The sequence below is a fragment of the Streptomyces sp. NPDC051921 genome (genome assembly GCF_040680975.1).
In the GTDB taxonomy this organism is placed as follows: Bacteria; Actinomycetota; Actinomycetes; order Streptomycetales; family Streptomycetaceae; genus Streptomyces.
In genome coordinates, this window is sequence record NZ_JBFAXU010000025.1 from 115553 (window position 1) to 141157 (window position 25605).

The following is a 25605-nucleotide window of genomic DNA, read 5'->3' on the forward strand; positions in this document are numbered from 1 at the left end:
TCAGTCTCGCAGTCCGAGCACGCCGGACACACCCGGGCGTGCCGTGCCGCCGCCGTCGCCGAGCGACGCGTCGTCGGTGACCTGTCCGTCGAAGAAGCTGATGACCCGGTCGGCGGCACTGGCCATGCGGGCGTCGTGGGTGACCATGAGGATGCTCTGGCCCCGGCGGTGGAAGCGGGAGAGCAGCCGTACGACGTCGCGGGTCCCCTTGCCGTCGAGGCTCCCGGCGGGCTCGTCGGCGAGCAGCAGCGCCGGGCTGTTGACCAGCGCCCGGGCGAGTGCCACCCGCTGCTGTTCGCCCCCGGAGAGCTCGCCGGGCATCGACCGGTCCCTGCCCTCGAGCCCCAGTTCTTCGAGGAGTTCCGCCCTGCTCCGCCTCGCCGACCGGGGCGAGACCCCGGCCAGGAGGGCCGGCAGTTCGATGTTGTCGGCGACGGTGAGGTTGGAGACCAGGTTGAAGAACTGGAAGACGATGCCGATGTGGCGTCGGCGCAGCACCGCCCAGCGGGCCTCCGAGTATCCGTCGACCCGCTCGCCGCTCAGCCACAGGCGTCCGCTGTCGGGCCGTTGGAGACCGCCGACGAGGTGCAGCAGGGTCGACTTCCCCGCTCCGGACGGGCCGGTGACGGCGACGAACTCTCCCGGCCGCACGGTCAGGTCCACACGCCGCACCGCCCGGACGGGCGCGCTGTCGCCGTGGTGGGTCTTGGTCAGGCCCTCGGCGTGCACGATCGTCCCCTGGGGAGGTGGGGCGACGGGAACTCCGGTCATTCCAGCTCCTCCTGACAGCGCTCCAGCCAGTCGAGGTCGGCCTGCAGGTGCAGCATGGCCCCCTCGATCAGGAGTTGGGCGATCTTGTTGTCCCGGTCCTCCGTGGCGGCGAGCCTGGAAAGGGTGCGCATGGTGTTCAGGTGGTGGCGCCGCTGCTTGTTGATCAGGGCGATCGGGTCGGCGAGTCCCGACAGCGGGGCCAGCGCGAGCTTCATGAAGAACTCGTCACGCACCCTCGGCTCGTCGGCGGTCTCCTCGAACCACGCGGAGACGGCGGCACGGCCCGCCTCCGTCAACCGGTACGTCCGTTTGTTGGGGCGACCGGTCTGTTCGACGTCCTCACCCTCGATCAGACCGCTCTTCTCCAGCCGCCCCAGGGTCACGTAGACCTGGCCGACGTTCGGCTGAGGGTAGGCGGAGCCGAGCATTTGTTCAAGGCCCTGCTTGAGCTCGTATCCGTGGGCAGGGCCCCGGGTGAGGAGTGCCAGCAACTGCTGCCGCACACGCTCCCCCTTCTGTGTCGTTCCGGAAGCCCGGACCTGAGACCGGTGGACCAGGTGACGGCCACGTCGCCTGGCGGTCCAGTATCACCGATTCCCCGGATCCGACATCTGCCACGATGGTCCCGTCGCGTCCGGGACCACGTCCAGGAGGAACTCATGCGGTGGATACGGGCCGTGAGGAGGGGCATCCTCGCGGCGGCGATCGTCCTGGCCGGGTGTTCCGACGTCGCGCAGCGACCCGCCGAGCCGCCGGTCCGGGACCGGGGCCCGCTGACCTTCGTCACGGCCGGCGACCTCACGCACTACCTCGCACCGCTGGTCGACGACTGGAACCGCGGCCACCGGGACGAGCGGGTCACCCTCGTCGAGCTGCCGGACACGGCGGACGAGACACGGGCGCAGATGCTCAGCGAACTCCGCTCCGGCAGCAGCCGGTTCGACGTGCTCAACATCGACGTGGCCTGGACGTCGGAGTTCGCCGCCGCCGGTCTGATCAGCCCCCTGGACCGCGAACGGTTCGCACTGGACGCCTTCCTGCGTCCCGTGGTCGACACGGCCACCTTCGAAGGGCGTCTGTACGCCGTCCCGTACGTGACCAACGCCGGGCTGCTGTACTACCGGAAGGACGTCCTTGACGCGGCAGGCGAGAAGCCGCCGCGGACGTGGGCCGAGCTGGCCCGCCAGGCACGCACCCTCGCTCCGCGGTACGGCCTGCAGGGCTACGCGGGTCAGTTCCTCCCCTACGAGGGGCTGACCGTCAACGTCACCGAGGCGATCCAGTCCGCGGGCGGGACCGTGCTCCGTGACGACGGCACGCGGGTCGGGGTCGACTCGGACCCGGCACGAGCGGGCCTCGCGTTCCTCGCGGGCGGGCTGCGGGAGGGCTGGATACCCCCCGAGGCCCTGCGGTACGACGAGGAGGAGTCCCGTGCCGCCTTCGTGCGGGGCCGACTGCTCTTCCTCCGGAACTGGCCGTACGTCTACACGGACGCCAACGGCCCCGGATCGAGGGTCGCTGGGCGTTTCGGCGTCGTTCCCCTGCCCGGTCTCGACGGGCCGGGCACGAGCGTGCTGGGCGGATCGAACCTGGCCGTGTCGGCCCGCTCGAAGCACCCGGCCACGGCCGCGGACCTCATCGCCTACCTGACGAGCGAGCGGGTGCAGCGCCACGTGCTGACGCGGGGCTCCCTGCCGCCGGTGCGGGCCTCGCTCTACGACGACCCGGCCCTCGTCGCCGCCCATCCCTACCTTCCGATCCTGCGCCGGAGCGTGCTGGCGGCCGTGCCACGTCCCAAGAGCGCGCGGTACGAGCAGGTGAGTCTGGCCGTCCAGGCCGTCGGCCAGGACGTGCTGGCGCTGCGCGAGACCCCTGAGGAGGCCGTGCGGCGCCTGACCCGCGAGCTGGGTGCCATCTCGCGCGGCTCGTGACATCTCCGCGCACGTCCGCAACTCCGCGCGGCTACTTGCGTGTTCAGTAGCGGTCGCTCCACCTCCCTCCTCCGTGATGCCCCATGAGGCATCTCTGCAAGCAAGTTCGGCAGCATCGTTGACACCGCGCCTTCACGGCTACTTAACATGAATGCATAGCAGCGGCTCCCGCTCTCGGTCCGTGCCTCCCTCTCCCCCTCCCTCTTTCCCTCTCCCTCTCCCTCTCCGTTTCCCTCTCCGTCTCCGTCCCCGTTCCCCAAGGAAGGAAGGACAGTCATGCGACGATCCGCCGCGACAGCCCTCCGAACCACCGGCACGGTCTCCACGACGCTGGCCCTGGCCCTCCTCGTCACCGCCTGCGGCGGAGACGCCGAACCCGCCGGCGGCGGCGAGCTCAGCGGCAGGACGGTCACGGTCGCGGGAGTCTGGACCGGGAGCGAGCAGAAGAACTTCAAGAAGGTGCTCGACGCCTTCAGCGCCAAGACCGGGGCCAAGACCGTCTTCGTGCCGTCGGGCGACAACGTCTCCACCTTCGTCGGGAGCAAGATCGAGGGCGGCAACGCCCCCGACGTGGTGCTCGTCCCGCAGGTCGGCGTGCTCCAGCAGTTCGCCAAGGCGGGCTGGCTCCGGCCCCTGTCCGGGACGGCGACCACGACCGCCACCGCGGGCCTCGCCCCCGTCTGGAAGAACTACGGAACGGTCGACGGGACCTACTACGGGCTCTACTTCAAGGCGGCCCACAAATCCACCATCTGGTACGCCCCCGAGGCGCTGTCCCAGGCCGGGGTGAACGAGCCGAAGACCTGGACCGAACTCCTCGCCGCGGGACGGGCGCTGGCCGACTCCGGACGGCCCGCGTTCGCCGTCGCGGGCGAGGACGGCTGGACCCTCACCGACTGGTTCGAGAACATCTACCTCTCGCAGGCCGGACCGGAGAAGTACGACCAGCTCGCCCAGCACAAGATCAAGTGGACCGACGAGAGCGTCGTCACGGCGCTCACGACGCTCGCCGAGGTCTTCAAGGACAAGCAGCTCGTGGCGGGCGGAGCCCAGGGGGCCCTGCAGACCGACTTCCCCGGCTCCGTGGAGAAGGTCTTCGGACCGCAGCCCGAGGCCGGCATGGTCTACGAGGGTGACTTCGTCGGAGGCGTCGCCAAGGACGAATTCGGCAAGAAGCCCGGCGAGGACGCCAAGTTCTTCCCGTTCCCGGCGGTCGGCACCGGGACGCCGCCCGTGGTCAGCGGCGGGGACGCGGCGGTGGTCCTGAAGGACGCCAAGAACGGCGAAGCCGGCATGAAACTCCTGGAGTTCCTCGCCACGCCGGAAGCGGCCGAGGTATGGGCCGCCGCCGGCGGCTTCCTCTCGCCGAACAAGAACGTCAAGCCCGAGGCCTACGGCGACGACACCGCCCGCGCGACCGCCGAGTCGCTCGTCGCCGCCGGCGACTCGGTGCGCTTCGACATGTCCGACCAGGCCCCCGCGGCCTTCGGTGGCACCAAGGGCGCCGGCGAGTGGAAGCTGCTCCAGGACTTCCTGCGCGATCCGTCGAACCCGAGGGCGACCGCGGCGGCTCTGGAGGGCGCGGCGGCCAAGGCGTACGGGAACTGAGGCCGCCCCGCCATGGACCGCACCTCGAAGGCGCCCGCCGCGGCGAACCCGCGGCGCCGTGCGCTGCGCAGAAGACGCCTGCTCGGCATGGTCTTCGTCCTCCCGGCCCTCCTGCTCCTCGGGGCGCTGGTCGTCTACCCGGTCGTGTTCTCCGTCGGGCGCAGCCTCTTCGACGCGAGCGGCGACCGCTTCGTCGGCGCCGCCAACTACACGGAGATGTTCCGGGACCCGGCCACGCTGAAGGCCGTCCGCAACAGCGCCATCTGGGTCGTCGTCGCGCCCGTGCTGCTCACCGGGCTCGGGCTCGTCCTCGCCGTCCTGACCGAGAAGGTGCGCTGGGCGACCGCGTTCAAGCTCGTCCTGTTCCTCCCGATGGCCGTCTCGTTCCTCGCCGCGGGCATCATCTTCCGCCTCGCCTACGAACAGAACCCGGACCGTGGCGTGCTCAACGCGGCGATCGTCGGCGTCCACGACGTGTTCGCCCCACCGTCCCCCTACCCGACGGCTCGGGCTCGCGAGGGCAGGGGGCTGAGCGGCAGTCCCGGCCAGGGCTACACGACCGGCGAGGTCCGTCCCGGCGACGACGTCGTCCTGCCCTTCGTCGGCGTCGCGCCCGAGGCCGTGCCCGGCCGGGCGGCCCCCGCACGGACGCCGGCGCCGTCGGCGGGAAGCCTGTCGGGCGCCGTGTACCTGGACTTCACGCCGGGCGCGGGGGGCCGCCAGGGCCGGATCGACCCGAAGGAGAGGGGCCTTCCCGGCGTGACGGTCGAGGTCCTGCGCGGAGGGACGGTCGTCGCCTCCGCGCACACGGGCGACGACGGCTCGTTCCGCTTCGACGCCCTCGGGGCCGACGCCTACACGCTGCGGGTTCCCGCGTCCAACTTCGCCGCGGGCTACACCGGGGTCGACTGGCTCGGACCGGCTCTGGTCACACCGGCGATCATCGGCGCCTACCTGTGGGTCTGGACCGGATTCTCCATGGTCCTGATCGGGGCGGGGCTCGCGGCCCTTCCGCGCGACGCCCTGGAGGCGGCCCGCGTGGACGGCGCGACCGAGGGGCAGATCTTCCGCAAGATCACGGTACCGCTGCTCGCCCCCGTCCTCACCGTCGTCTTCGTGACGCTCGTCATCAACGTCATGAAGGTGTTCGACCTCGTCTACATCATCGCCCCCGGCCCCGTGCAGGAGGAGGCCGACGTGCTGGCCACGCGTATGTGGCTGGTCTCCTTCGGAGGGGGCAACGACCAGGGACTGGGCAGTGCGCTGAGCGTCCTGCTCCTCGTCCTCGTCGTCCCGGCGATGGTCTTCAACATCCGGCGCTTCCGGAAGGGCGGAGCATGAGCAGCCACAGCAGCACGCGGGGCCGCACCGGACCGACCCGATGGCTGGGCACCTCCGCGGTCCAGGTCTTCCTGGTCCTCGTCGCCCTCGTGTGGATCACCCCGCTCGCCGGGCTCTTCCTCTCCTCCCTGCGCTCCGAGCAGGACAACGCGTCGAACGGCTGGTGGACGTCGCTGCTCGACCCCGCCCGCCTGTCCGTCGACAACTACCGCGCGCTCTTCGAGGATTCCGGTCTCCTCACCGCCTTCTGGAACACGGTCCTGATATCGGTGCCGACCACCGTGCTCGTCGTCGGGATCGCGGCGCTCGCGGGATACGCCTTCGCCTGGCTGGACTTCCCCGGACGCGACGCCGTGTTCCTGGTGGTCGTCGGCCTGCTCGTGGTGCCGGTGCAGATCGGCCTGCTTCCCGTGGCCAAACTCTTCGGCGCGGTCGGGCTCTTCGGCACCACCGCGGGCGTGATCGTCTTCCACGTGGCGTACGGCCTGCCCTTCGCCGTCTTCCTGTTGCGGAACTACTTCGCGGAGATCCCGAGGGAGATGCTGGAGGCGGCACGCCTGGACGGCGGCAGCGAGTGGCGGATCTTCCTGCGGCTGATCCTGCCGCTGGGCCGGCCCGCCCTCGCGAGCCTGGCGATCTTCCAGTTCCTCTGGGTGTGGAACGACATGCTCGTGGCCCTGCTGTTCGCCGACAGCGAGTCGCAGCCGCTGACCGTGGCGCTCCAGTCCCAGATGAGGCAGTTCGGCAGCAACATCGGCGTCCTGGCGCCGGGGGCCTTCCTGTCGCTCGTCGTACCGCTCGTGGTGTTCTTCGCCTTCCAGAAGCACTTCGTCCAGGGGGTGATGGCCGGATCGGTGAAGTAGGCGCCCGGCCCACGGAGCGACGCCTCCGGGCGCGCGGGCCGACGACTCTCCTTACGCTGGGAGGAAGGACGGGGAGCCAGGTCAGGAGGGCCGCCATGGCGTCCGGCATCGCCGTACACCGAGCGGAGCTGCGGGACGGGCCGGTGCTTCCGTACGCGGAGACGGGCCGTCCCGAAGGCGCCACGGTCGTCCTCGTCCACGGCTACGCGGACTCCTGGTGGACCTTCGAACCGCTGCTGCGCCGGCTGCCCCCCTCGCTGCACGTCTACGCGCCCACGCAGCGCGGTCACGGCGATGCCGACAAACCGGCTGACGGCTATCTCCCGGAGGACCTCGCCGTCGACCTCGTGGCCTTCATGGACGCCGTGGGGATCGGCCGCGCCGTGCTCGTCGGCGGATCCAGCGGCGGCGTCCAGGCCCGTATCGTGGCCGGGCGCTACCCGGACCGGGTGGCGGGGCTCGTCCTCCTCGGCGTGCCGGCCGACCTCGCGGGCAAACCGGCCGTCACGGAGCTGTGGGAGACCGTTCGAGGCCTCGAGGACCCGGTGGACCGTGGCTTCGCCGAGGGCTTCAGCGCGGGCCTGACGGCCGAACCCGTCGGGCGCGGTTTCCTGGAGACCGTCGTCGAGGAGAGCATGAAGGCACCCGCCCGCGTGTGGCGGGAGACACTGCGCGGCCTCCTGGAGACCGATCTGCGGGCCACCCTCGGCGGAATCCTCGTGCCCACGCTGGTCGTCTGGGGGGACCGGGACCCCCTGCTGACACGCGAGGAGCAGCAGATGATCCTCGACGCCGTCCCCGACTCCCGGCTGATCGTCTACGAGGGCGTGGGCCACGTCCCGTACTGGGAGCGGCCGGAGCGGGTGGCGCGCGACATCTCCGACTTCGTGCGGGGAGCGCGGGGGCGCGAGACCGCGGGGACCTGAGACGGGGCGGCCGCGGCCCGGCCGCAATTCGTTTGACCCGGCCCCGGTCCGCCGCTGCACTGGGGCGGGGCGCCACGGATGTGGTGCCGGTACCCAGGGGAGGCAGCGGCCACCATGCAGATCCGTTCCACGACCGACCAGGACCACGACGTCTTCGTCGACACCCTCCACGCCGCGTTCGGGCGTTTCCCGGAGACGCCCGACGAGGCCGGCGGAGGGGTCTGGTGGTCGGCCCTCGAAATGGACCGCAACCTGCTGGCCACCGAGGACGACGGACGTCCCGTCGGCACCGCCGGCGCGTACTCCTTCGAGCTCACCCTGCCCGGCGAGGTCCTCGTCCCCGCCGCCGGGGTGACCGCCGTCGGCGTGCTGCCCTCGCACCGCCGCCGGGGCGTGCTGAGTGCCATGATGCGGCATCAGCTCACCGAGCTGCGGGCCCGAGGGGACTTCCTCTCCGTGCTGCTGGCCTCCGAGGCGCTGATCTACCGCAGGTACGGCTACGGGCCGGCGACCTACACGGGCCGACTGACGGTGCCGCGCCACCAGGCCGCCCTCGCGCTTCCCCGGGCCGGCGCAACGGCCGGCGGCACGGACGGCGGCATGGACGGGGGCACGGTCGAGCTGCTGCGGCGCGCCGACTGCGGCGAGATCCTGGAGGACGTCTACGACCGCTACCGTCGCGCCCAGCCCGGCGCGCTGTCCCGGCCGCACCGCTGGTGGGCCTCGCGCGCGGGTCAGCCCCCGATCTCCCCGGCGCCGCGCTACGTCGCCGTCCACCGCGACGCGGACGGCGTCCCGGACGGGTACGCGAGCTACTCCCTCGGCGAACCCGACACCCTGACGGTCGACGAGACCGTCGCCACCGACGACGCGGTCTTCACCGCGCTGGCCCGGTTCCTGCTCGGACACGACCTGGTCGGCCAGGTCGTGTTCAAGCACGTCCCGCCGGACCACCCGCTGCGCTGGCAGCTCGCGGACTTCCGCGCCGGTCAGGCGGGCAACCACACCGACTGGCTGTGGGTGCGTCTCCTCGACGTCCCGCGGGCGCTGACCTCGCGCGGCTGGTTCGCGGACGGCGAGCTCGTCCTCGACGTCGACGACCCGTTCCTCGGCGAGCGCCGCCGCCACCTGCTGACCGTCCGCGAAGGCAAGGCCGACTGCGTCCCGACCGACCGGGAACCCGATCTGTCCCTGGACGTGAGCGACCTGGGGTCGGTCTACCTCGGCGGCACCACCCCCAGCACCCTGGTGCGGGCCGGGCACGTCCGGGCCCACCGCCCCGGCGCGGCCGCCCTCGCCGACGCCCTCTTCCGCGCCGACCGCTCCCCGCACTGCCTGCACTGGTTCTGAGCCCGACCGTCCCGACCGTCCCGGCCTGCCCTTCGGGACGATCGGGGCGTCGATTAAGCGGTGACGAAAACGTGGTGGGCGAAGGCGCGTTCGACGGAAGCTCTCCTCGCGGCGCCCGGCAGGGGCGCCGGCCACACCACTCCTTCCACCGACGGGGACAGTCATGAGCAGCATGCGCACAGCCACTGAAGCGGGGACCGCCCGGGGTCGAACGGGCGGGCGTCTGAAGGCCCTCGCACTCGGCCTCACGGCGCTCGCCGTCGGCCTCACGGGGACGGCCGCGACGACCGCGCCGGCCGTCGCCGCGTCCCAGGTCCTCACCGGTGCCTCCTTCACCGGCGACGAGCGCGCCGAACTCGTCGCGAAGGAGGACGGCTTCCGCATCTGGAAGAACACCGGCGGTCAGAACCTGGGCTGGCCCTGGGGCGACGCGAAGGTCAACGGCAGCGGATGGAGCGGCGCCGACCCCCGGAGCGTGTACTTCGCCGACCTCGACGGCGACGGCTACAAGGACCTCGTCAACCTGTCCGGAGACGGCTTCCGCGTCTGGTACCACAACGGGGCCCCGTTCGGCTCGAATCCGTGGACCGGCGAGTTCCGCACCGGCAGCGGCTGGTCCGGCCACGACCCGTCGGGCATCTGGTTCGCCGACATCACCGGTGACGGCCAGGCCGACCTCGTCGAGAAGAGCGGCGACGTGCTCCGCTACTACCGGAACCTGGGCGACGGAACGAGCTGGGGAGCCGCCGTGGGCATGGGCTCCGGATACTCCGGGCGTGACCCGCGCTCCCTCTGGTTCGCCGACCTCAACGGCGACCAGCGGGCCGAGCGCATCGAACTGTCGCAGGGATCCTTCCTCGTCGCCCCCAACACCAATGGGCACACGGGTGGTTGGCCGTGGGGCGCGACCAGCTACTACACCGGCAGCGGCTGGGCGGGCCACGACCCGTCGGGCATCTGGTTCGCCGACATCACCGGTGACAACCGCGCCGACCTCGTCGAGAAGACCGGCGACGCCCTGAGGTACTTCCCCAACAACGGTTCGGGCGTCGGCGGCACGAACTGGGGCGGCCCGGTCGGCGCCGGCAGCGGCTGGTCCGCCGTCGACCCCAAGGGCATCTACTTCGCCTGATCGAGCCCCTCGGCGAGCTGGGGGAAACGGGGGACGCGGAGAAGGGGGGGGGAACAGGGGGATACCGGGAACGGGGGATACCGGGATCGGGGGATACGGGGAACGGGGGGACGGGGGATATGGGGGCGGTCCCGGAGCCGGTCGGTCTACGGCTCCGGGACCGCCGCCGTCTCCGGCGGCGCGCCCAGCAGTTCGTCGGCCAGCGTGGTCCGTTGATGCAGCACCCAGCGGCCGGAGCGTCGTGAGGTCACCAGTCGGCAACGACGCAGCACCGCGAGGTGCTGCGAGACCGCCGCCGCGCTGAGATCGAGGTAGGCCGCCAGCTGTGTCGTCGACAGCGGCAGGTCGAGATGGGTGAGCAGGGCGGCCCGGCTGCGCCCCATCAGGTCACCGAGCGGTTCGGCCGCCGCCCCCGACGTCTCCTCCGTCCACAGGCGTCCGATCCCGCGCGGTGAGTAGGTGAGCGTCGGCTGGTACGGCTCGTTGTGCAGGACGAGGAGGCGGGGCCAGGCGAACACGCACGGCACGAGCAGCAGGCCGGCGCCGGCCGCCTCACGCCGGGCCGCGTGTGGCTTGTCGATACGGAGCCGGTCCGTCTCGTAGCGGGCCTCGGGGTGCAGGTCGTCGAAGACCTTGGCGAGCCCGCCGGTGGTCAACTGCCCGGCCCGATGGGCGATGTCGGCGTCGTTCAGGGCCCGCAGCCGGGGCCACACCGGTTCGACGGCGGCTCGCCAGTACGCGGCCATGGTGTCGACGAGACGCGGCAGTTCGCGGGCGGGATCCTCGTACAGAGGGCGGATCACGGAGGGCAGTTCGGCGTTCGTGCGCAGTTCGTCGAGCGAGGTGCGCACGACCTCGGCGGGTGCGGCGGCGATCGCTTCGAGCTCGTCGCCGAAGTGTCCGGTCAACGCTTCCGGCGGCGGCGCGAGGAAGTCCGGCACGATCCGGGGCCCCCGCGCGAGCGCGAGGAGCAGCCGCAGGTCGAGGCCGGTCACCCGTGGCGCCGCGAACTCCAGCCAGGGCCGGTGCACCAGGGGGCGACGCGTGCCGGCGAGCACCGGGACGCTGTGCACCAGTTCCTCGAGCGGGGAGTGCGCGAAGCGTATCCGCGTCAGATCGTCGGGCCCGAAGATGATGTCGATCACGAGGCGCAGCGTACCGACAGCGCCCGGCCCACGGGGCAGCACGGCACCGACCGGCCCCGTCGGCCGGGCGGTGGCCCGGGTGACCCTGCGCACCCGCACGGGTGCGCAGGGGCGCTGCCGCTCCGGCGGCATCCGTGGCGCCGAGGGGCCCGGAGCGGGATCCTGAAAGGAGAAGGGCCGCGCGGCGCTTCCGCGTGGCCGCGGGCAGGAGGAGGCTGACCATGACACGGCACCTGGAATGGAAGGTCGGCGTGGATCTGGTCGAGGAGGGCGGCAGGACCAAGGCCGAGGCGCACCTGGACACGGGCACGTCGAAGCTCACCGGCCACGGCTCCGCCCGCTGCAACCCGGCGGACGTGGACGTACCGGCGATCGGCGACGACCTCGCGGCCGGCCGGGCCATGAAGGATCTGGCCGGACAGCTGATGAGGGAGGCCAACCGGGAGATGGAGGCCGTCGGTGCCGACACGGTGCCGCGGCGCACCGGACCCGGATACGGATGGCCGGAGGCGGTCGAGTGACGACTGCCGACCGTTCCCCGGCCCGCCGGCGCACCCGCACTGGCGGGCCGGGGCCGTACGGCACCCGCCGGAGGACCGGGCGCGCGGCGTTCCGGCGCGCGGGAGGCGCCCCTCACCCTGGTCGGCGCCGCACTCGCCCTGGTCGGCGCCGCACCGGCCCCCCCCCACGTCCGTCCGTCGGGCCGCCCTCCCAGGCCCGCCGCGCCCGTCCGCCCGCCGCGCCCGTCCGCCCGTTCGTTTGTCCGCCCGGCCCGTCGGCTATCCCTCGGAGCCCGCCGTCTCGTCCTCGTAGGCGAGCCGGTCCACCACCTCCACCACGCCGTCCACGTCCTCGCAGAGGCGTAGGAAGATCGGTGCGAGGCTCCGGCGCGGCAGTGTGCCGCTCAGCGTCACCCGGCCCTCCGCGACGTCGATGTGGAGCGAGGCGGGGGAGAGGCCGAGGATGCGGGTGACGACGTCCTCCAGGATCTCCTCCTGGATGGCCCGGTCACGCCGCAGGAAGAGCTGGAGCAGGTCACTGCGGCTGAGCACGCCGATCAGCTGCCCGTCCGCGTCCACCACCGGCAGACGCTTCACCCGGTGCCGCTCCATGAGCCGGGCCGCCTCGACGGCCGTCCAGGACGGACGGGCGACCACCACCGGGCTGGACATCATGGCCTCGGCGGTGCTGGGGCCGTCCTTGGCGGTGTGCCGTCTCAGCAGGTCAGCCTCGGAGACCACGCCCACCGGCCGGTTCGCCTCGTCGACGACGGGCACGGCGGTGATGCCGTACTCGTCGAGCAGCCGGGCGATCTCCTTGAAGGAAGTTCCCGGCTGCACCGCGACCGCGGTCGGTGTCATGAGGTCGGCGACACTGCGGTGCCTCATCGTTCGTCCCGTCCCTTCTCGGCTCCTTTGTCCATGATCCCCCATGGACGAGGGCCGGGGACGGGAAGCCGCTTCTTCCGGGCCGGGACGTCGTCGCCGTCGGGGTCGACGCGTGCGGTCCCGCCGGCTTCGGCGGGGGCCACGGCCCCGACGGCCCTCATCCACGGAACACGCCTGCCAGGTACGCGACGAGCGGCTCCGCCCCGGGCGGCCGCAGCCGTGCGCCGAGATGCCCGTCGGGCCGTACGAGGAAGGCCGTCGGCCCCCGCACGGCGTACCGCAGCGCGAACTCCCCGCGTGCGTCCCGGTACACGGGGGCGGGGGGCGGTGCGGCGCCGGCGCACGGCACGCCCGGAGCGGCCGCCGCGTCCTGGGGGAGCAGGAGGCATGCCGTGACCGCGCCCCCGGTGGACTCGTGTGCCTGCCGGGCGAGTTCGGCGAGACCGGCGGCCGCCTCGGTGTCGCCGGTGCCGTCCCCGTAGAGCAGGAGCACGTGCCCGCGGTCCCGCAACAGGTCGTGGAGACGCAGTGGATAGGACGTCAGGGCTGCGGTGAGGCCCGCGCAGTCCGGCGCCCGGTCGCCCGGCTGCGGCCCGGCGCCGTCGCCCGCGGGATCCGGGAGGCCGACGACCGGGCTGCCGCGATAGCCGACCAGCAGCTGCGCCTCGCGCAGCATCAGGGTGGCCCGGTCCTCCGGGTCGGCCTGCACCCCGCCGGCCTTCGCGTGCCGCACGGTGCGGCCCACGACCTCCTCGCCCACGGGGCGGCGCTCCGCGTCGTAACTGGCGAGCAGCCCCGGACCCGCCGCGCCCGCGGCGGCGAGGGAGAGCTTCCAGGCCAGGTTGAAGGCGTCCTGGATACCGGTGTTCATGCCCTGGGCGCCGGTCGGGGGATGGATGTGCGCCGCGTCGCCGGCGACGAACACCCGCCCCCGGCCGTACCGGTCGACCAGCCGGTGACTGATCCGGAACACCGAGGACCAGCGCAGCGCGGAGGCCGTGACGGGCCGCGGGGACAGCCGGTCGAGCACCGCCTGGATGTCCGCGAGTCCCGGCCCCCCGCCTTCCAGGCCGTGCGCCACCCCGTCGCCGGCGGGCTCGGCCCGTCGTGCGGCGGACCCGTCGGGCGGCACCCGCATCGACACGCGGTACCGGCCGCGGCCCGGCAGCGGAATGCACACGAGGACGTCGTCCGGGGCGCCGTCGGTGCCGTGGCGCGTGGACCGCACGCCGTACCCGGCCGGCAGGTCCCAGTCCACCTCCACGTCCCCCAGCATGAACTCCTCGGGGAACGCCCCGCCCTCGAAGGAGAGGCCGAGTCCCTTGCGGACCGAGCTGTGCGCGCCGTCGCAGCCCACCAGATAACGGCAGCGGACCTCCTCCTCGGCCGGCTGCCCGTCGGAGCCCGCGCGGACCAGCCGGGCGGTCACCCCGTCCTCGTCCTGCGCGAACCCGGCCAGCTCCGTGCCCCGTTCGATCCGCGTCCCGAAGCGGGCCAGGAACTCCTCCAGGATCCGCTCCGTCTCGTACTGCGGCAGCGCCGCGAAGCGGTACGGGACGTCGTCCGGCAGGGACAGCTCGATCCGGGCCTGCTCGACGCCGTCCCGGTAGAGGAGTTGCCCGCGCAGCGGCACCGCGGCCTCCAGCGCCGCCCGCACACAGCCCATCCGGTCCCAGACCTCCAAGGTGCGCGGCTGGATGCCCACCGCCTTGGCGTACGGCAGGCGCTCCGGCAACCGGTCGACCAGTCGCACCCTCGTGCCGTGTCGGCGCAGCTCGGCCGCGGCGGTGAGCCCGACCGGGCCCGCGCCGACGACCAGGACGTCGAGGACGGAAGAGGTGCTGCCACGGTGGGTGTCACGGCTGCTGCACATCGTCGGCGCCTTCCGGAAGGGAATCCCCCTCCATCGTCGGGCGCGTGCAGCGGCGCCGCACCCCCGCCCCCGGCGCCCCGTGGCTCACCCCAGGTCGAGCACCTCGCGCAGCGCGGCGACGGCGTGGTCGCGGTGCTCGTCGAGCGAGCGGACCGCCGCGGCCTCGTCGCCCTCGGTCACGGCCGAGATGACCGCCCGGTGCTCGTGGACCGCGAGCTCCCGGTGCGTCCGCTCGGTGTAGTAGAGCGAGCGGTACGCGTCGGTGGCGTCCCACAGCGTGGCGATCAGGCGCACCAGGCGAGGCATGCCCGAGGCCTCGACCAGGGCGAAGTGGAAGCGCCGGTTGGCGTCGGCCATCGCCGTCACGTCGCCGGCGCGGGCGGCCCGCTCCACCTCCTCCTGGATTCGCGTCAGCGAGTCGGCCAGCCCGTCCGGCATGCGGTACAGGGCCGCGCGGACCGCCTCCGTCTCCAGGAGCCGGCGGATCCGGTAGATCTCCTCGAGGTCGTCCAGGGACAACTCGGCGACGAAATAGCCCCGGTGGACGTGGTGCACCACCAGGCCCTCGGCCTCCAGGGTCTTGAGCGCCTCGCGCAGCGGGACACGGCTCACGTCCAGCCGCGCCGCGAGCGTGTCCTGCCGTATCGGGCCGCCGGGCCGCAACTCACCGGTCGTGATGGCGCGTCGCAGCTCCTCCAGCACGAACTGCTGGGCGGTCGGCGGCCGCCTCCTCTCCACGGCGCTGCTCATCGCTGTGCCCTTTCCCTCGAATGCGTGGCGTACATCTTCCTACGGCCGCCGACAGGCCGTCGGGGCCTGTGGACGACCGGCGGACGGGCTGCTCAGGAGCCGGTCTCGGAGCCCGTCCGGTCGTGGACGCGGTCGCCGGGCCGTCCGAGTTCGGCGAGCACCTCGGCGGTGTGCTCGCCGAGCCGCGGGGGAGCGGAGCGGTAGGCGGCGGGGGTGGCGTCGAACGTGACGGGGTGGGCGACCTGGCCGGGCCCCGCCGCGCCGGCGGGGACCCGTGGTCGCAGGCCGAGCCGGTCGGCGAGCGCGAAGGCACCGGCGAGGTCGTTGATGGGGCCGCAGGGCACCCCGGCGGCGGTGAGCTCCTCGAACCAGGCGTCGGCGGTGCGCCGCGCCAGCGGCCCGGACAGTGCCGCGACCAGCTCCTCGCGGTGCGCGACCCGGGCCGCGTTGGAGGCGAAGCGGGGGTCGTCGGCGAGCGCCGCGCTGCCGATCCGGGCGCACAGGGTGCGAAACTGGCGGTCGTTGCCGACGGCCAGGACGAGCGGGCGGTCGCTCGCCTCGAAGACCTCGTACGGGGTGATGCTGGGGTGCCGGTTGCCCATGGCGCGGGGGACGACGCCGGCCGCGAGGTGGGCCGCCGCCTGGTTGGTGAGCGCGGACAGGAGGGACCCCAGCAGGGACACCTCGAGCCGCTGGCCCTCGCCGGTGCGCTCGCGGTGGCGGAGCGCGGCGAGGACGCCCATGCCCGCGTGCAGGCCGGTGATCACGTCGACCAGCGCGACGCCCGCCTTGGTCCCGGGGCCGCCCGGCTCGCCGGTGACGCTCATGAGTCCGCCCATGGCCTGCACGAGCAGGTCGTAGCCGGGCAGCGCGGCGCCCTCGGCGGAGCCGAATCCCGTGACGGAGCAGTAGACCAGGCCGGGGTTGGTCGTCCGCACCCGCTCGTAGCCGAGGCCGAGCTTGTCCATGGTGCCGGGGCGGAAGTTCTCGACGAGCACGTCGGCGCGGTCGACGATCGCCCGGGCCGTCTCCAGGTCCGCGGGGTCGGTCAGATCGAGCGCCACGGAGCGCTTGTTGCGGTTCACGCCGAGGAAGTAGGTGGCTTGGCCGTCGGCGAACGGCGGGCCCCACGCGCGGGTGTCGTCCCCCGATCCGGGGCGCTCGATCTTCACGACCTCGGCGCCGAGGTCCGCCAGGAGCATCGTCATGTACGGGCCGGCCAGCACCCGGCCGAAGTCCGCGACGACGACCCCGGAGAGGGCGCCGGCCGGGGGCGTCTCCGGGTGGGGCTCCCGCTGTTCCGCGTGCATTCCGCTCTCCTCGCGTCGGCGCTGCTCCGGCGATCCGATCCAAGCGGACCGTATGCATCGGAGATCGGATATTCAATACTGGATCCAATATCCAATCTGGGGCTAGGCTGCGGCTCGCCGAGTTGCCACAGTCGCCAGGAGGCCGTCCGTGAAGTCGTCGCCGCAGTCGCCGCGTTCGTCGCAGTCCGCGCCCGTCCATCCGCTCGACCTGCTCGCGGTCGACGGACTGCTCACCGACGAGGAGCGGGAGATCCGCCGCACCGTACGCGCCCTCGCCGACCGCGAACTGCGCCCGCACGTCGCCGAGTGGTTCGAGAGCGGCGCCGTCCCGGCCCGTGAGCTCGCCCGCACCCTCGGCGGCCTCGGCGTCCTCGGCATGCACCTGGAGGGCTACGGTTGCGCGGGCACCGACTCCGTCGCGTACGGCCTCGCCTGCATGGAGCTGGAGGCGGTCGACTCCGGACTGCGCTCGCTCGTCTCCGTCCAGGGCTCGCTCGCCATGTACGCGATCTGGAAGTTCGGCTCCGAGGAGCAGAAGCAGCGCTGGCTGCCCGGGATGGCCGCCGGCGAGTACATCGGCTGCTTCGGCCTCACCGAGCCGGACGCCGGCTCCGACCCGGGTGCCATGCGGACCAACGCCAAGCGGGACGGCGCGGACTGGGTGCTCAACGGCACCAAGATGTGGATCACCAACGGCTCCGTCGCCGACGTCGCCGTCGTCTGGGCCCGTACCGAGGACGGCGTCCGCGGCTTCGTCGTCCCCACCGACGCCCCCGGCTTCAGCGCACCCGAGATCAAGCAGAAGCTGTCCCTGCGCGCCAGCGTCACCAGTGAACTCGTCCTGGAGGACGTGCGTCTGCCCGCCGACGCGATGCTTCCCGGGGCCCGCGGCCTCTCCGGCCCGCTCGGCTGCCTCAACGAGGCCCGCTTCGGCATCGTCTTCGGCGCCCTCGGCGCCGCCCGCGACTGTCTGGAGACGGCCATCTCCTACGCCGGCGACCGCACGGTCTTCGCCCGGCCGCTCTCCTCGTACCAGCTGACGCAGCAGAAGCTCGCCGACATGTCCCTGGAGCTCGGCAAGGGCATGCTGCTCGCCGTCCACCTCGGCCGCCTCAAGGACGCGGGCACGCTGACCCCCGAGCAGATCAGCGTGGGCAAGCTGAACAACGTCCGCGAGGCCATCGCCATCGCCCGCGAGTGCCGCACGATCCTCGGCGCCAACGGCATCACCTTGGAGTACCCGGTGCTGCGTCACGCCAACAACCTGGAGTCGGTCCTCACCTACGAGGGCACCAGCGAGGTGCACTCCCTGGTCATCGGCAAGGCGCTCACCGGCGAGCAGGCCTTCCGCTGACCCCCCGGCCGGCGCCGTACGACGCGGGTCGGCCCGCCGAGTGGAGCGGGCACGGAGGACGGGGGACGCTGGAGGTGAGCACTACACGCCGGTGAGGGACTGGGAGGACCCGCGCAAGGGCTCGCCGCGCTCGGACGCTCACCCCGCGTGCCGGTCAGCCGGCCGTCACCCGGTCCACGAAGGCGTCCAGATGGCCCATCATCCGGGCGACCTGCTCGTCGACCGTCAGGGACTCCTCGTGGCGCCGGCCGCGGAGCTTCGGCTGCAGCTTCCCGCGCGCGTAGAGGGGGCAGGCGAGGTCGGCGCAGAGGTACGTGCCCACCGTGTTGCCCTCCCGCCCGCGGACCCCGGCCAGGGGCGCGACCAGCAGGGTCACGCCGGAGGAGGCGTGCGAGGTCAGGCAGATCTGGCACATGCTGGACTTCATCGCGCTGGTGCGGCCGACGGCCGGCACCCGCAGCGTGATGCCCACCGGACCCTCCGGGCGCGGCACGACGAGATGGGCGCGCAACGGCGCGCCCGGATCGACCCAGCCCAGGAAGTCCAGGTCCTCCCAGGGGAGTTCGGCGAAGTCGAGCGGGAGCTTCATCCGCGCCGCGTCGCCCTTCGTGCAGTTCACGAAGGACGCGCGGATCTGTTTGTCGGTCAGTGGTTCCACCCGGTCGACCGTACACAGGGCCGTTGCCCCGGGCATCCGATTATCGGTGCGCGCGGGCCTCAGGCCACCCAGTCCGGCAGACCGGGGTCGGCGATCCGGGCCGGGGCGCCCTCCAGGGCCGCCGCGAGCCGCTCGGCCGCCGGCTCGTACACCTCGCCCGGCAGCGCGTAGGGGATCCGGAGCCGGTGTTCGTGGGTGCCCGGGTCCACCCCGAACCGGGCGCCGCCCTCCACCCGCACCCCGTGTCGCAGGGCGCGCGCCGCGAGCTGCGAGGCGATCGGCCGGCCGAGGTCGATCCAGAGGCACAGACCGCCCGGCGGCAGCGTCCAGTGCCACTCGGGCAGGTGCCGGGCGAGCGCCGACACCAGGGCCTCCCTGCGCCGCCGCAGCTCCGCCGCCCGGCCCGGGAGCAGCGGGTCGATCCGGTCGATCAGGGCGACGGCCAGCAGCTGGTCGAGGACCGACCCCGCGAGGTCGTGCGTGATCCGCACCCGCGCCAGTTCCGTCACCACCCGCGAGGAGGCCCGCACCCAGCCGACCCGCAGCCCGCCCCAGCAGCTCTTGCTGAGCGAGCCGACGCTGATGATCTGCTCACCGGTGCCGGGACCGGCCGAGGCCGCGAACGGCCGGGGCGCGGGCACGTCCAGGGCGATGTCGGCGAGGGTCTCGTCCACCAGCAGCCACGTCCCGGTGGCCCGGGCCGCCCGGGCGATCTCCCGCCGCTGCTCGTCCGGCATGAGCCGGCCCGTGGGATTGTGGAAGTCGGGGATCAGGTACGCGAGCCGCGGCGCGGTCTGCCGCAGGGCCGCGTCGATCAGCCCGCTGTCCCAGCCGGCCTCGGTCACCGGGACGGGCGTGATCCGCATCCGGTGGCCGCGCATGGCGTCCAGGGCGTTGGTGTACGAGGGGTTCTCGGCCAGTACCCGGTCCCCGGGCCCGCCGAGCAGCGCGAGGGCGAGGGCGAGCGCCTGCTGGGCGCCGGTGGTGACGAGGATCTGCTCGGGGCGGGTGGGCAGACCGCGGGCGGTGTACCGGTCGGCGAGGGCCACGCGCAGTTCGGGCAGCCCGTACGGGTGGTAGCCCTGGGACGTCGCGTACCGGGGCAGCTCGGCTGAGGCGACGGCGAGCGCCTCGGTGAGGACCCCCGTCGGCGCCTCGGGCGCGGCGAGCGCGAGGTCGATCACGGACTCGCCGTCCCCGTGGATCGCGGCGGGACCGATCGGCGTCTGTCCCTCGGGCAGCGTCGTCCAGGTGCCCGCGCCCTGCCGGCTGTGCGCGTATCCGCTCTCCCGCAGCAGGTCGTACGCGGCGGTGACCGTGGTCCGGCTCACCCCGAGCACCCCGGCCAGCTCTCGCTCGGCGGGCAGCCGCATCCGCAGCGCCACCCGCCCGTCGAGCAGCGTCTCCCGCACCGCCCGGGCCAGTTCGCGATAGCCGAAGCGCCCTTGCTCCGGCGGGGTGAGGAGCACCGCCAGCTGCCGGCCGCTCAACGTGCGGTCCGACACGGCGACCACGGTGCGGACCACTCGACCCTCTGCCATGCCAATCACTCCTCATTGGCTCTGCTGTCCAGGCCAATAAGGCTACAGACTCCGTGTCAGTGGCCTGGAGGCCCAAGGGGAGAGGAGTGGGGAACATGCCCGGTTACGTCACTGATCGCGACGAAAGGATGTGGCAGCGGAGCGCGGAGGAGCGGATCGCGCCACCGTGGGATCTCGGATATCGGATCCGAGCTCGGTGGCGGGGGATCCAGGCCCTGCGCGATCGGATCCGGGCGCGGAGCATCCGGATCCCCACGCGATCTCCGGGATATCGGATCCGGCCTCCGCGCCCCGGAGCGTCGGCATGAGTCGGATCGTCGTCGGTGTCAGCGGCTCGCTCGCCTCGCTCGCCGCGCTGCGCCGCGCCACCGCTCTCGCCCGCCGCGACGGCGCCGGACTGCTCGCGGTGCTCGCGTGGGAGCCGCCCGAGGGCGAGGCGCTCCACGCCCGGATGCCCGACCGGGCATGGGCGCGCACGTGGGCGGACGACGCCCGGCTGCGGCTCGCGCAGGCCTTCGACGACGCTCTCGGCGGAGTGCCCCCGGGGGTGCCCGTCGAACGGCGGATCGTCCGGGACGCCCCTGCGGCGGCTCTCGTCGCGGCGGCCGACGAGCCGGGGGACCTGCTGGTGCTGGGGGTCACCCGGGCTCGCGGCCGGTTCGGCCGGCCGCGCCGAAGGCCGGTGCTGCGAGCCGTCATGGAGGGTGCCGAGGGGCCCGTCGTGGTGGTTCCCGGGCCGGTGCTGCGGCGTGGCGAGGCGCGCGTGCTGCGACGCCACGCCCCCGCGCCCGTACTCGCGTGGGCGGGTACGGAGACGGGGGCCGTGGAACGCGGCGGACGGCCGCCGCGCCTGCCCGGGGACAGCGCTCAGGCCAGCGGCTGAGATCCGGGCGCGCCCGGCGAGGGCGGCGACGAGGACCTGGTGGCCGACGACGACATGGGCGCGCTCGCGGTGGCGGGTCGCGACGAGGCGTCGAAGGTGGACTCGCTCGCAGCCTCCGTCGTCGTGGTGTCGTCCACGGCGGGCTGCGACCCCGGGCCCGACGACGCGGTCGACGGCGACGACGCCGACGAGGACGGCGGTGACGAGGACGGCGTCGCCGAGGAGCTCGACGTCGAGGGACTGGGCGAGGTCGTCGACGTGAGCGGCACGGGGCAGGGAGAGGGTGTCACGCCGTTGCTGGGCGTCGGGGTCTCGGTGCCCGTGACGGTCACGCACGGCACCGGCGAGGACGGCGACGTCGACGGGGACGTGGACGTGGAGGGGGATTTCGAGGGCGACGTGGACGGGGACTTCGACGGGTGCGGCGGGGGTGTCGTGTGCTTGTCGTGGTGGCCCGTGTCGCCCGGCTTGCGGGCGATCCAGCGGTCGTCGTGCAGGTCGTAGATCACGAAGACGTTGATCACCGTCACGGACGGCTGCACGACCACGACCTTGCTCGTCCGGTACCCCGGCCAGGCGTTGCCGACCTGCTTCGGCTCCTTCTGGGCGACCGGCGGGGTGAGCGGATTGCCGCAGGCGCAGCGCACCCGCGGCACCCCGTGGTCGTCGACCAGGACCGCCGTGCCCGCCTGGAGCACCGACTGGTACGGGACGGGGGAGCCGCCCCGGAAGCCGTGGTTGGTCACCCGGGTGTCCACCCTCAGTTGAAGCGACGTCAGGGAGCGCAGATAGCCGGGGACTTCGGTGGACTTGATGCCGATCACCGAGGCGAAGGCCGCGTTCTTGGCGGGCTCGGCGGAGAGGAAGCGGACCTGCGCCTCGACGTCGCAGCTCGCGGTCCGGTGCGTGCCGCCATACAGGCCGGGCGCCGAACCCGACACGCTGAGCGTCGCGTTGGCGTCCGCGCCGGTCCCGCTGGGCAGCGGCGGGGGTGACACGTTCGCGGCGACCGCACGGGCGGTGGAGCGGGTGAAGGGGTCGGGGCCGCTCGCGGAGGTGTTCTGCAGGAACACCTCACCGCCTCCCGAGCCGGCCTGGTTCGAACCGCCGCCGTCGTTCCGTTGGGTGAGGACGACGACGAGCGCGACGACCGCCACCAGGACGGCGGTCAGGGAGGCCACCTTGGGGACGGAGCGCCACCAAGGGCCCTGGCCGCCTCCGCCTCCCGCACCGCCGCCGGAGCCGCCGCCACCACGGCCGCCCCCGCCGCCACCACGGCCGCCCCCGCCCGAATCGTCGTGCGGGGGGCCGGAGCGTGGCGGGGGTGCCGGCTGGTCGGGGCGCGTGCCGGGGCCCGAGAGGGGGCCGGAGGGCGGGCCGCTGGGAGGTACCGAGGGCTGGCCGGACGGCGGGTGGGAAGTCACGTTTTTCCCTTTCTTCCGTTCCGCGCCCATTGTGTGCGCCGAACCGGTGCCGCCCGCAAGCGGACCGCATCCGCCGGCATTAGCGTGGGCAGGGTGAGCAAACGGCTCCCCACCCCACCCGGCCGGACCGCGCCCGCCGACGCCACGGGGCTCCTCGCCCGCGGCCTCGCGGCCGGTCTCGTCGCCGTCGTCGCCGGCTACCTCGCGATGGGCCTCACCGCCGCCCTCGGCCTGTGGGCCGCGGGCGCGGCCGACCTGCCGGGCGGATCCGGCGCCTTCGTCGCCGTCCTCGCCGCCGTCGTCGTCATGGCCACCGGCGGTCAGGTCGGACTCTCCGGCGAAGCCGGATCCCTCGCGGGCACCCAGGCCGAACTGACCGCCATGCCCCTCACCGTCACCCTGGTGGGCGCACTCGTCACCGGAAGCCTCTTCCTGCGTCCGCTGCGCCACCACGCCGTCGCCCGGGTCCGCGACCTCCTCGCGCTCGCCGTGCCCACCGTCGTGCTGTGGCTGGCCGCCCTCGGCGGAGTCAGCGCACTCGCCCGCCACGACTTCCCCATCAGCCTCGGCGGTGGCAGCGCCGAGGAGACCGGCGACCTGGGGGACCTCTTCAAGGACCTCCTCGACGCCGCGCAGCCCAGCGTCGGCTTCACCACACACGTCGGACCCACCCTCTTCTACGGCCTCCTGTGGATCCTCGGCGTCCTCGTCATCGCGCTGCTCGTCTCCCGCCGCACCCCCCTGCCGACCCGCCTGGTCCGCCACCACCAGATCGTCCGCCCGGCCGCCTCCGCGCTGCTGCTCCTGGTCCTCGCGTACGTCGCCGTCGGCCTCGTCATCGGCCTGGTCGTCGCCGCCACCAAGGGGCACGCCGCCGAGACCTTCGCCGTCCTGCTGCTCGGCCTGCCCAACGTCAGCTGGCTGGCCCTCGTCGTCGGCATCGGCGGCTCCTACGACGGCAAGGTCGACGGCCCGTTCGGCCTGCCCATGCCGCAGATCCTCGACTCGGTGCTGCGCGGCGGCGACGGCAGGGAGCTGAAGACCGTCGACCTGTCCTCCCTCGCCGCCTACGACGAACGCGCCTGGTGGCTGCTGCCGATCGCCGCCGTGCTCGTCCTCGGCGCCGCCTTCGTCGCGGCCACCCGCTCACCCGCCCGGATCAAGCCCTGGCAGCACGCCCTGCACCTCGGGATCGGCTTCGCCGTCACCATGCTGGTGATCACCCCGCTCACCCACGTCGAGGCCCGCTTCGGCCTGTCCATCCTCGGCATCGGCGACCTGGAGGCACTCGGCGGCGAGGTCGTGCTCCGCCCCCACATCTGGAAGACCGTCGGCCTCGCCCTCCTGTGGGGCCTGGTGGCCGGCTTCCTCGGCGGACTCCTGGCCGGCCGCGTCCGCCGCCGGGGCGAGGTCGAGACTCCACCGGCGGCCGACGTCAGGACTCCCTGAACACCGGGCGCGCCCAGGTCGGCGGCTCCGGGGGCGGGCCCTCCGGCCACCGGTCCGTCTCCTCGGGCGGTGGCGTGGGGCCCCGCTCCCCCCGCTCCAGGACCGCCCGCAGCTCCGCGACGAACTCCAGGCACGTCCCGTACCGCTCCTCCGGAGCCTTCGCCAGGGCCCGTGCGAACACCGCGTCCGCCGCCTCCGGCAGCCCCGCCCGCTCCTCCGAGAGCGGGGGCGGCGGATCGTACTGGTGGGCCCACAGCAGCGCCATGTCGTCGTCCCTGCGGAACGGCGGCACCCCGGTGAGCGTCTCGAAGACCACGCACGCCAGGCTGTAGACGTCGCAGCGGCCGTCCACCGGCTTGCCGGAGATCTGCTCGGGCGCCACGTAGTCGAGGGTGCCCACGAACTGTCCCACCGACGTGAAACCGGTCAGGGACAGCGACTTCTTCGTCAGACCGAAGTCGGTCAGGTACACGTGCTCGGGATGGTCCCGGTCGGTACCCTCGGCGACCAGGATGTTGCCCGGCTTCACGTCCCGGTGCACCAGGTCGTGGGCGTGTGCCGCGTCCAGCGCCGACGCCACCTGCACCGCGATCCGCCCCGCCGTCACCGGCTCCAGGGCACCCTCGCGGTCCAGCAGGGCCCGGAGGTCCTGGCCCGGCACGTACCGCATCGCGATGTAGAGCACGCCCTCCGTCTCGCCCGCCTCGAAGACCGGCACGATGTGCGGGTGGTCGATGGCCGCGGCCACCCGCGACTCGTGCGCGAAGCGCTTGCGGAAGGTGTCGTTGCGGGCCAGCTCGGGAGCGAGCAGCTTCAGCGCCACGCTCCGGTCGAGCCGCAGGTCACGGGCCCGGTACACCACCGCCATGCCGCCGCGCCCGATCTCCTCCTCCACGACGTACCCGGCCACCCGCATGCCCAGCAGTCCCGAGTCCCGGCCCGCCGGAAGTCCGGCGATCACACCGGAGGCGGCGGGAGCCGGGGCGACGGCGCCGGGTGCCGTGCCCGACGGGCCCGCGCCCGGGGTGCCCGGAGTGGTGTCCGCGCCGTTTGGCCCCCGAGCGGGCCCGCCGGGCGTGTGGTCCGAGGCGTCCGCGTCCGGAGCGGGAACGCCGGGGGTGGTGTCCGCGCCGTCCGGGCCCGTACCCGGCCCGTCCGTCCGTCCGTCCGCCCCGGTCATCCGCCGTCACCCGGCTCGTCCGGGCGCCCCCCGTGCCCCGGGCGGCCCCCGTGCCCCGGGCGCCCCCCGTGCCCCGGGCGCCCCTCGTGCCCCGGGCGGCCGGCGCCCTCCCCGGAGGAGTCGACGACCCGCGTGGCGCCGGGGCTCTCCTCCAGGAGCAGCTCGGGCACCACCTGGGTCGGCTCGTGCACCGGTTCCCCGGCAGCGGGCGCCGCCGAGGGGCGGGCGGAGGCCGCGTACGTGCTCAGCCCGGTGCCGTCGCAGTACACCCACCGCTCGTGCTCCGCGTCGTACAGCCACAGCGACTCGCCGTCGACGACCATCCCGACCCGCAGACCCCGGGTGCGGCGCCGGAACGTCTCGCCGTCCGCCCGCCCCGCCGAGAGCTCCTCGGCGGCCCGCCGGTAGCGGCCCAGGGCGTCCTCCGCGCGGGCGATCAGCGGGCGCGGGTCGGCGGTCCGGGCGAGCGGGCGGCCGGCGGCGGGCGGATCGCCGGGAACGGAGACGAGGAGGCGCGCGTCGACCCACGCGGACCAGCCGTTCGAGCAGAGCACCTGTCCCCAGTCGCCGACGCGTTCGAGCAGCTGCACCGGCAGGAACGCGTCCAGCGGCTCCGTCGGCAGCGCCGGGTCGGGCGCCTCCCACGCGGGCAGGCCTTCGCGCGGCACGACGTGCGTGGGCCGGAAGTCCGGGACGAAGTCCGGCACGTATTCCGTAGCTACCACGGG

Annotated in this window: 23 protein-coding genes; 11 read left to right on the forward strand and 12 right to left on the reverse strand. The window is 73.5% G+C overall.

The annotated features are described in order from the left end of the window. The gene (locus AB0M16_RS29300; RefSeq protein WP_365348180.1) at positions 1-771 is read right to left on the reverse strand and encodes an ABC transporter ATP-binding protein; all 771 of its coding nucleotides are present in this window, start codon (positions 769-771) and stop codon (positions 1-3) included. Further along, positions 768-1274 (reverse strand): PadR family transcriptional regulator, encoded by a 507-nt coding sequence (locus AB0M16_RS29305; RefSeq protein WP_365348182.1) that lies wholly within the window; start codon positions 1272-1274, stop codon positions 768-770. The genes AB0M16_RS29300 and AB0M16_RS29305 overlap by 4 nt, the downstream gene beginning before the upstream one ends. A gap of 156 nt (positions 1275-1430) precedes the next feature. Here AB0M16_RS29305 and AB0M16_RS29310 point away from each other — a divergent pair, with 156 nt between their 5' ends. The 7 genes from AB0M16_RS29310 (at position 1431) to AB0M16_RS29340 (ending at position 9922) form a co-directional block, all read left to right on the forward strand. Further along, positions 1431-2702 carry an ABC transporter substrate-binding protein gene (locus tag AB0M16_RS29310; protein ID WP_365348184.1) on the forward strand — a complete coding sequence of 424 codons (1272 nt, stop codon included), beginning with the start codon at positions 1431-1433 and terminating at the stop codon, positions 2700-2702. 276 nt (positions 2703-2978) lie between these two features. Next, positions 2979-4310, forward strand: coding sequence for an ABC transporter substrate-binding protein (locus AB0M16_RS29315; RefSeq protein ID WP_365348186.1), 1332 nt, complete (start codon positions 2979-2981; stop codon positions 4308-4310). Positions 4311-4322: 12 nt separating this feature from the next. Then, positions 4323-5651: an ABC transporter permease subunit gene (locus tag AB0M16_RS29320; RefSeq protein WP_365348188.1), complete on the forward strand. Its 1329-nt coding sequence runs from the start codon at positions 4323-4325 to the stop codon at positions 5649-5651. After that, on the forward strand, positions 5648-6514 hold the full coding sequence (locus AB0M16_RS29325) for a carbohydrate ABC transporter permease (RefSeq protein ID WP_365348190.1): 867 nt from the start codon (positions 5648-5650) through the stop codon (positions 6512-6514). The genes AB0M16_RS29320 and AB0M16_RS29325 overlap by 4 nt, the downstream gene beginning before the upstream one ends. Before the next feature lie 95 nt (positions 6515-6609). After that, positions 6610-7440, forward strand: a complete 831-nt coding sequence (locus AB0M16_RS29330) for an alpha/beta hydrolase (RefSeq protein WP_365348192.1) — start codon at positions 6610-6612, stop codon at positions 7438-7440. A 114-nt stretch (positions 7441-7554) separates the two neighbouring features. Then, positions 7555-8790, forward strand: coding sequence for a GNAT family N-acetyltransferase (locus AB0M16_RS29335; protein ID WP_365348194.1), 1236 nt, complete (start codon positions 7555-7557; stop codon positions 8788-8790). A gap of 172 nt (positions 8791-8962) precedes the next feature. Beyond that, positions 8963-9922, forward strand: coding sequence for a VCBS repeat-containing protein (locus tag AB0M16_RS29340; RefSeq protein ID WP_365348196.1), 960 nt, complete (start codon positions 8963-8965; stop codon positions 9920-9922). Between the two features lie 146 nt (positions 9923-10068). Here AB0M16_RS29340 and AB0M16_RS29345 read toward each other — a convergent pair whose 3' ends face one another. Beyond that, the gene (locus AB0M16_RS29345) at positions 10069-11067 is read right to left on the reverse strand and encodes a DUF5937 family protein (protein WP_365348198.1); all 999 of its coding nucleotides are present in this window, start codon (positions 11065-11067) and stop codon (positions 10069-10071) included. Between the two features lie 221 nt (positions 11068-11288). Here AB0M16_RS29345 and AB0M16_RS29350 point away from each other — a divergent pair, with 221 nt between their 5' ends. Next, complete coding sequence (locus AB0M16_RS29350) at positions 11289-11588, forward strand: DUF1876 domain-containing protein (protein WP_365348200.1); 300 nt, start codon at positions 11289-11291, stop codon at positions 11586-11588. 258 nt (positions 11589-11846) lie between these two features. Here AB0M16_RS29350 and AB0M16_RS29355 read toward each other — a convergent pair whose 3' ends face one another. From AB0M16_RS29355 to AB0M16_RS29370, 4 genes are all read right to left on the reverse strand, one after another. Beyond that, the gene (locus AB0M16_RS29355; protein WP_365348202.1) at positions 11847-12455 is read right to left on the reverse strand and encodes a CBS domain-containing protein; all 609 of its coding nucleotides are present in this window, start codon (positions 12453-12455) and stop codon (positions 11847-11849) included. A gap of 157 nt (positions 12456-12612) precedes the next feature. Next, positions 12613-14328 (reverse strand): FAD-dependent monooxygenase, encoded by a 1716-nt coding sequence (locus tag AB0M16_RS29360; RefSeq protein WP_365348204.1) that lies wholly within the window; start codon positions 14326-14328, stop codon positions 12613-12615. An 84-nt stretch (positions 14329-14412) separates the two neighbouring features. Then, complete coding sequence (locus tag AB0M16_RS29365; protein ID WP_365348206.1) at positions 14413-15078, reverse strand: GntR family transcriptional regulator; 666 nt, start codon at positions 15076-15078, stop codon at positions 14413-14415. Between the two features lie 92 nt (positions 15079-15170). Beyond that, entirely contained in the window at positions 15171-16388 is a 1218-nt protein-coding gene (locus AB0M16_RS29370; RefSeq protein WP_365348208.1) for a CoA transferase, read from the reverse strand. 148 nt (positions 16389-16536) lie between these two features. On the opposite strand from AB0M16_RS29370, the gene AB0M16_RS29375 reads away from it, so the two are divergent. Beyond that, positions 16537-17742, forward strand: a complete 1206-nt coding sequence (locus AB0M16_RS29375; protein ID WP_365348210.1) for an acyl-CoA dehydrogenase family protein — start codon at positions 16537-16539, stop codon at positions 17740-17742. Between the two features lie 154 nt (positions 17743-17896). Here AB0M16_RS29375 and AB0M16_RS29380 read toward each other — a convergent pair whose 3' ends face one another. After that, on the reverse strand, positions 17897-18400 hold the full coding sequence (locus AB0M16_RS29380) for an FBP domain-containing protein (RefSeq protein ID WP_365348212.1): 504 nt from the start codon (positions 18398-18400) through the stop codon (positions 17897-17899). 59 nt (positions 18401-18459) lie between these two features. After that, positions 18460-19941 (reverse strand): PLP-dependent aminotransferase family protein, encoded by a 1482-nt coding sequence (locus AB0M16_RS29385; protein WP_365348213.1) that lies wholly within the window; start codon positions 19939-19941, stop codon positions 18460-18462. Between the two features lie 304 nt (positions 19942-20245). On the opposite strand from AB0M16_RS29385, the gene AB0M16_RS29390 reads away from it, so the two are divergent. Beyond that, a complete protein-coding gene (locus AB0M16_RS29390; protein WP_365348215.1) occupies positions 20246-20824 on the forward strand; it encodes a universal stress protein in 579 nt (192 codons plus the stop codon). On the opposite strand, the gene AB0M16_RS29395 is transcribed toward AB0M16_RS29390, so the two are convergent. Continuing rightward, on the reverse strand, positions 20809-22005 hold the full coding sequence (locus AB0M16_RS29395) for a DUF6777 domain-containing protein (protein ID WP_365348217.1): 1197 nt from the start codon (positions 22003-22005) through the stop codon (positions 20809-20811). The genes AB0M16_RS29390 and AB0M16_RS29395 overlap by 16 nt on opposite strands. Positions 22006-22332: 327 nt before the next feature. Here AB0M16_RS29395 and AB0M16_RS29400 point away from each other — a divergent pair, with 327 nt between their 5' ends. Beyond that, positions 22333-23697, forward strand: coding sequence for a streptophobe family protein (locus AB0M16_RS29400; RefSeq protein ID WP_365348219.1), 1365 nt, complete (start codon positions 22333-22335; stop codon positions 23695-23697). Here AB0M16_RS29400 and AB0M16_RS29405 read toward each other — a convergent pair. After that, entirely contained in the window at positions 23684-24613 is a 930-nt protein-coding gene (locus tag AB0M16_RS29405; RefSeq protein WP_365348241.1) for a serine/threonine-protein kinase, read from the reverse strand. The genes AB0M16_RS29400 and AB0M16_RS29405 overlap by 14 nt on opposite strands. Before the next feature lie 260 nt (positions 24614-24873). Then, entirely contained in the window at positions 24874-25602 is a 729-nt protein-coding gene (locus tag AB0M16_RS29410; RefSeq protein WP_365348221.1) for a hypothetical protein, read from the reverse strand. Positions 25603-25605: the final 3 nt, after the last annotated feature.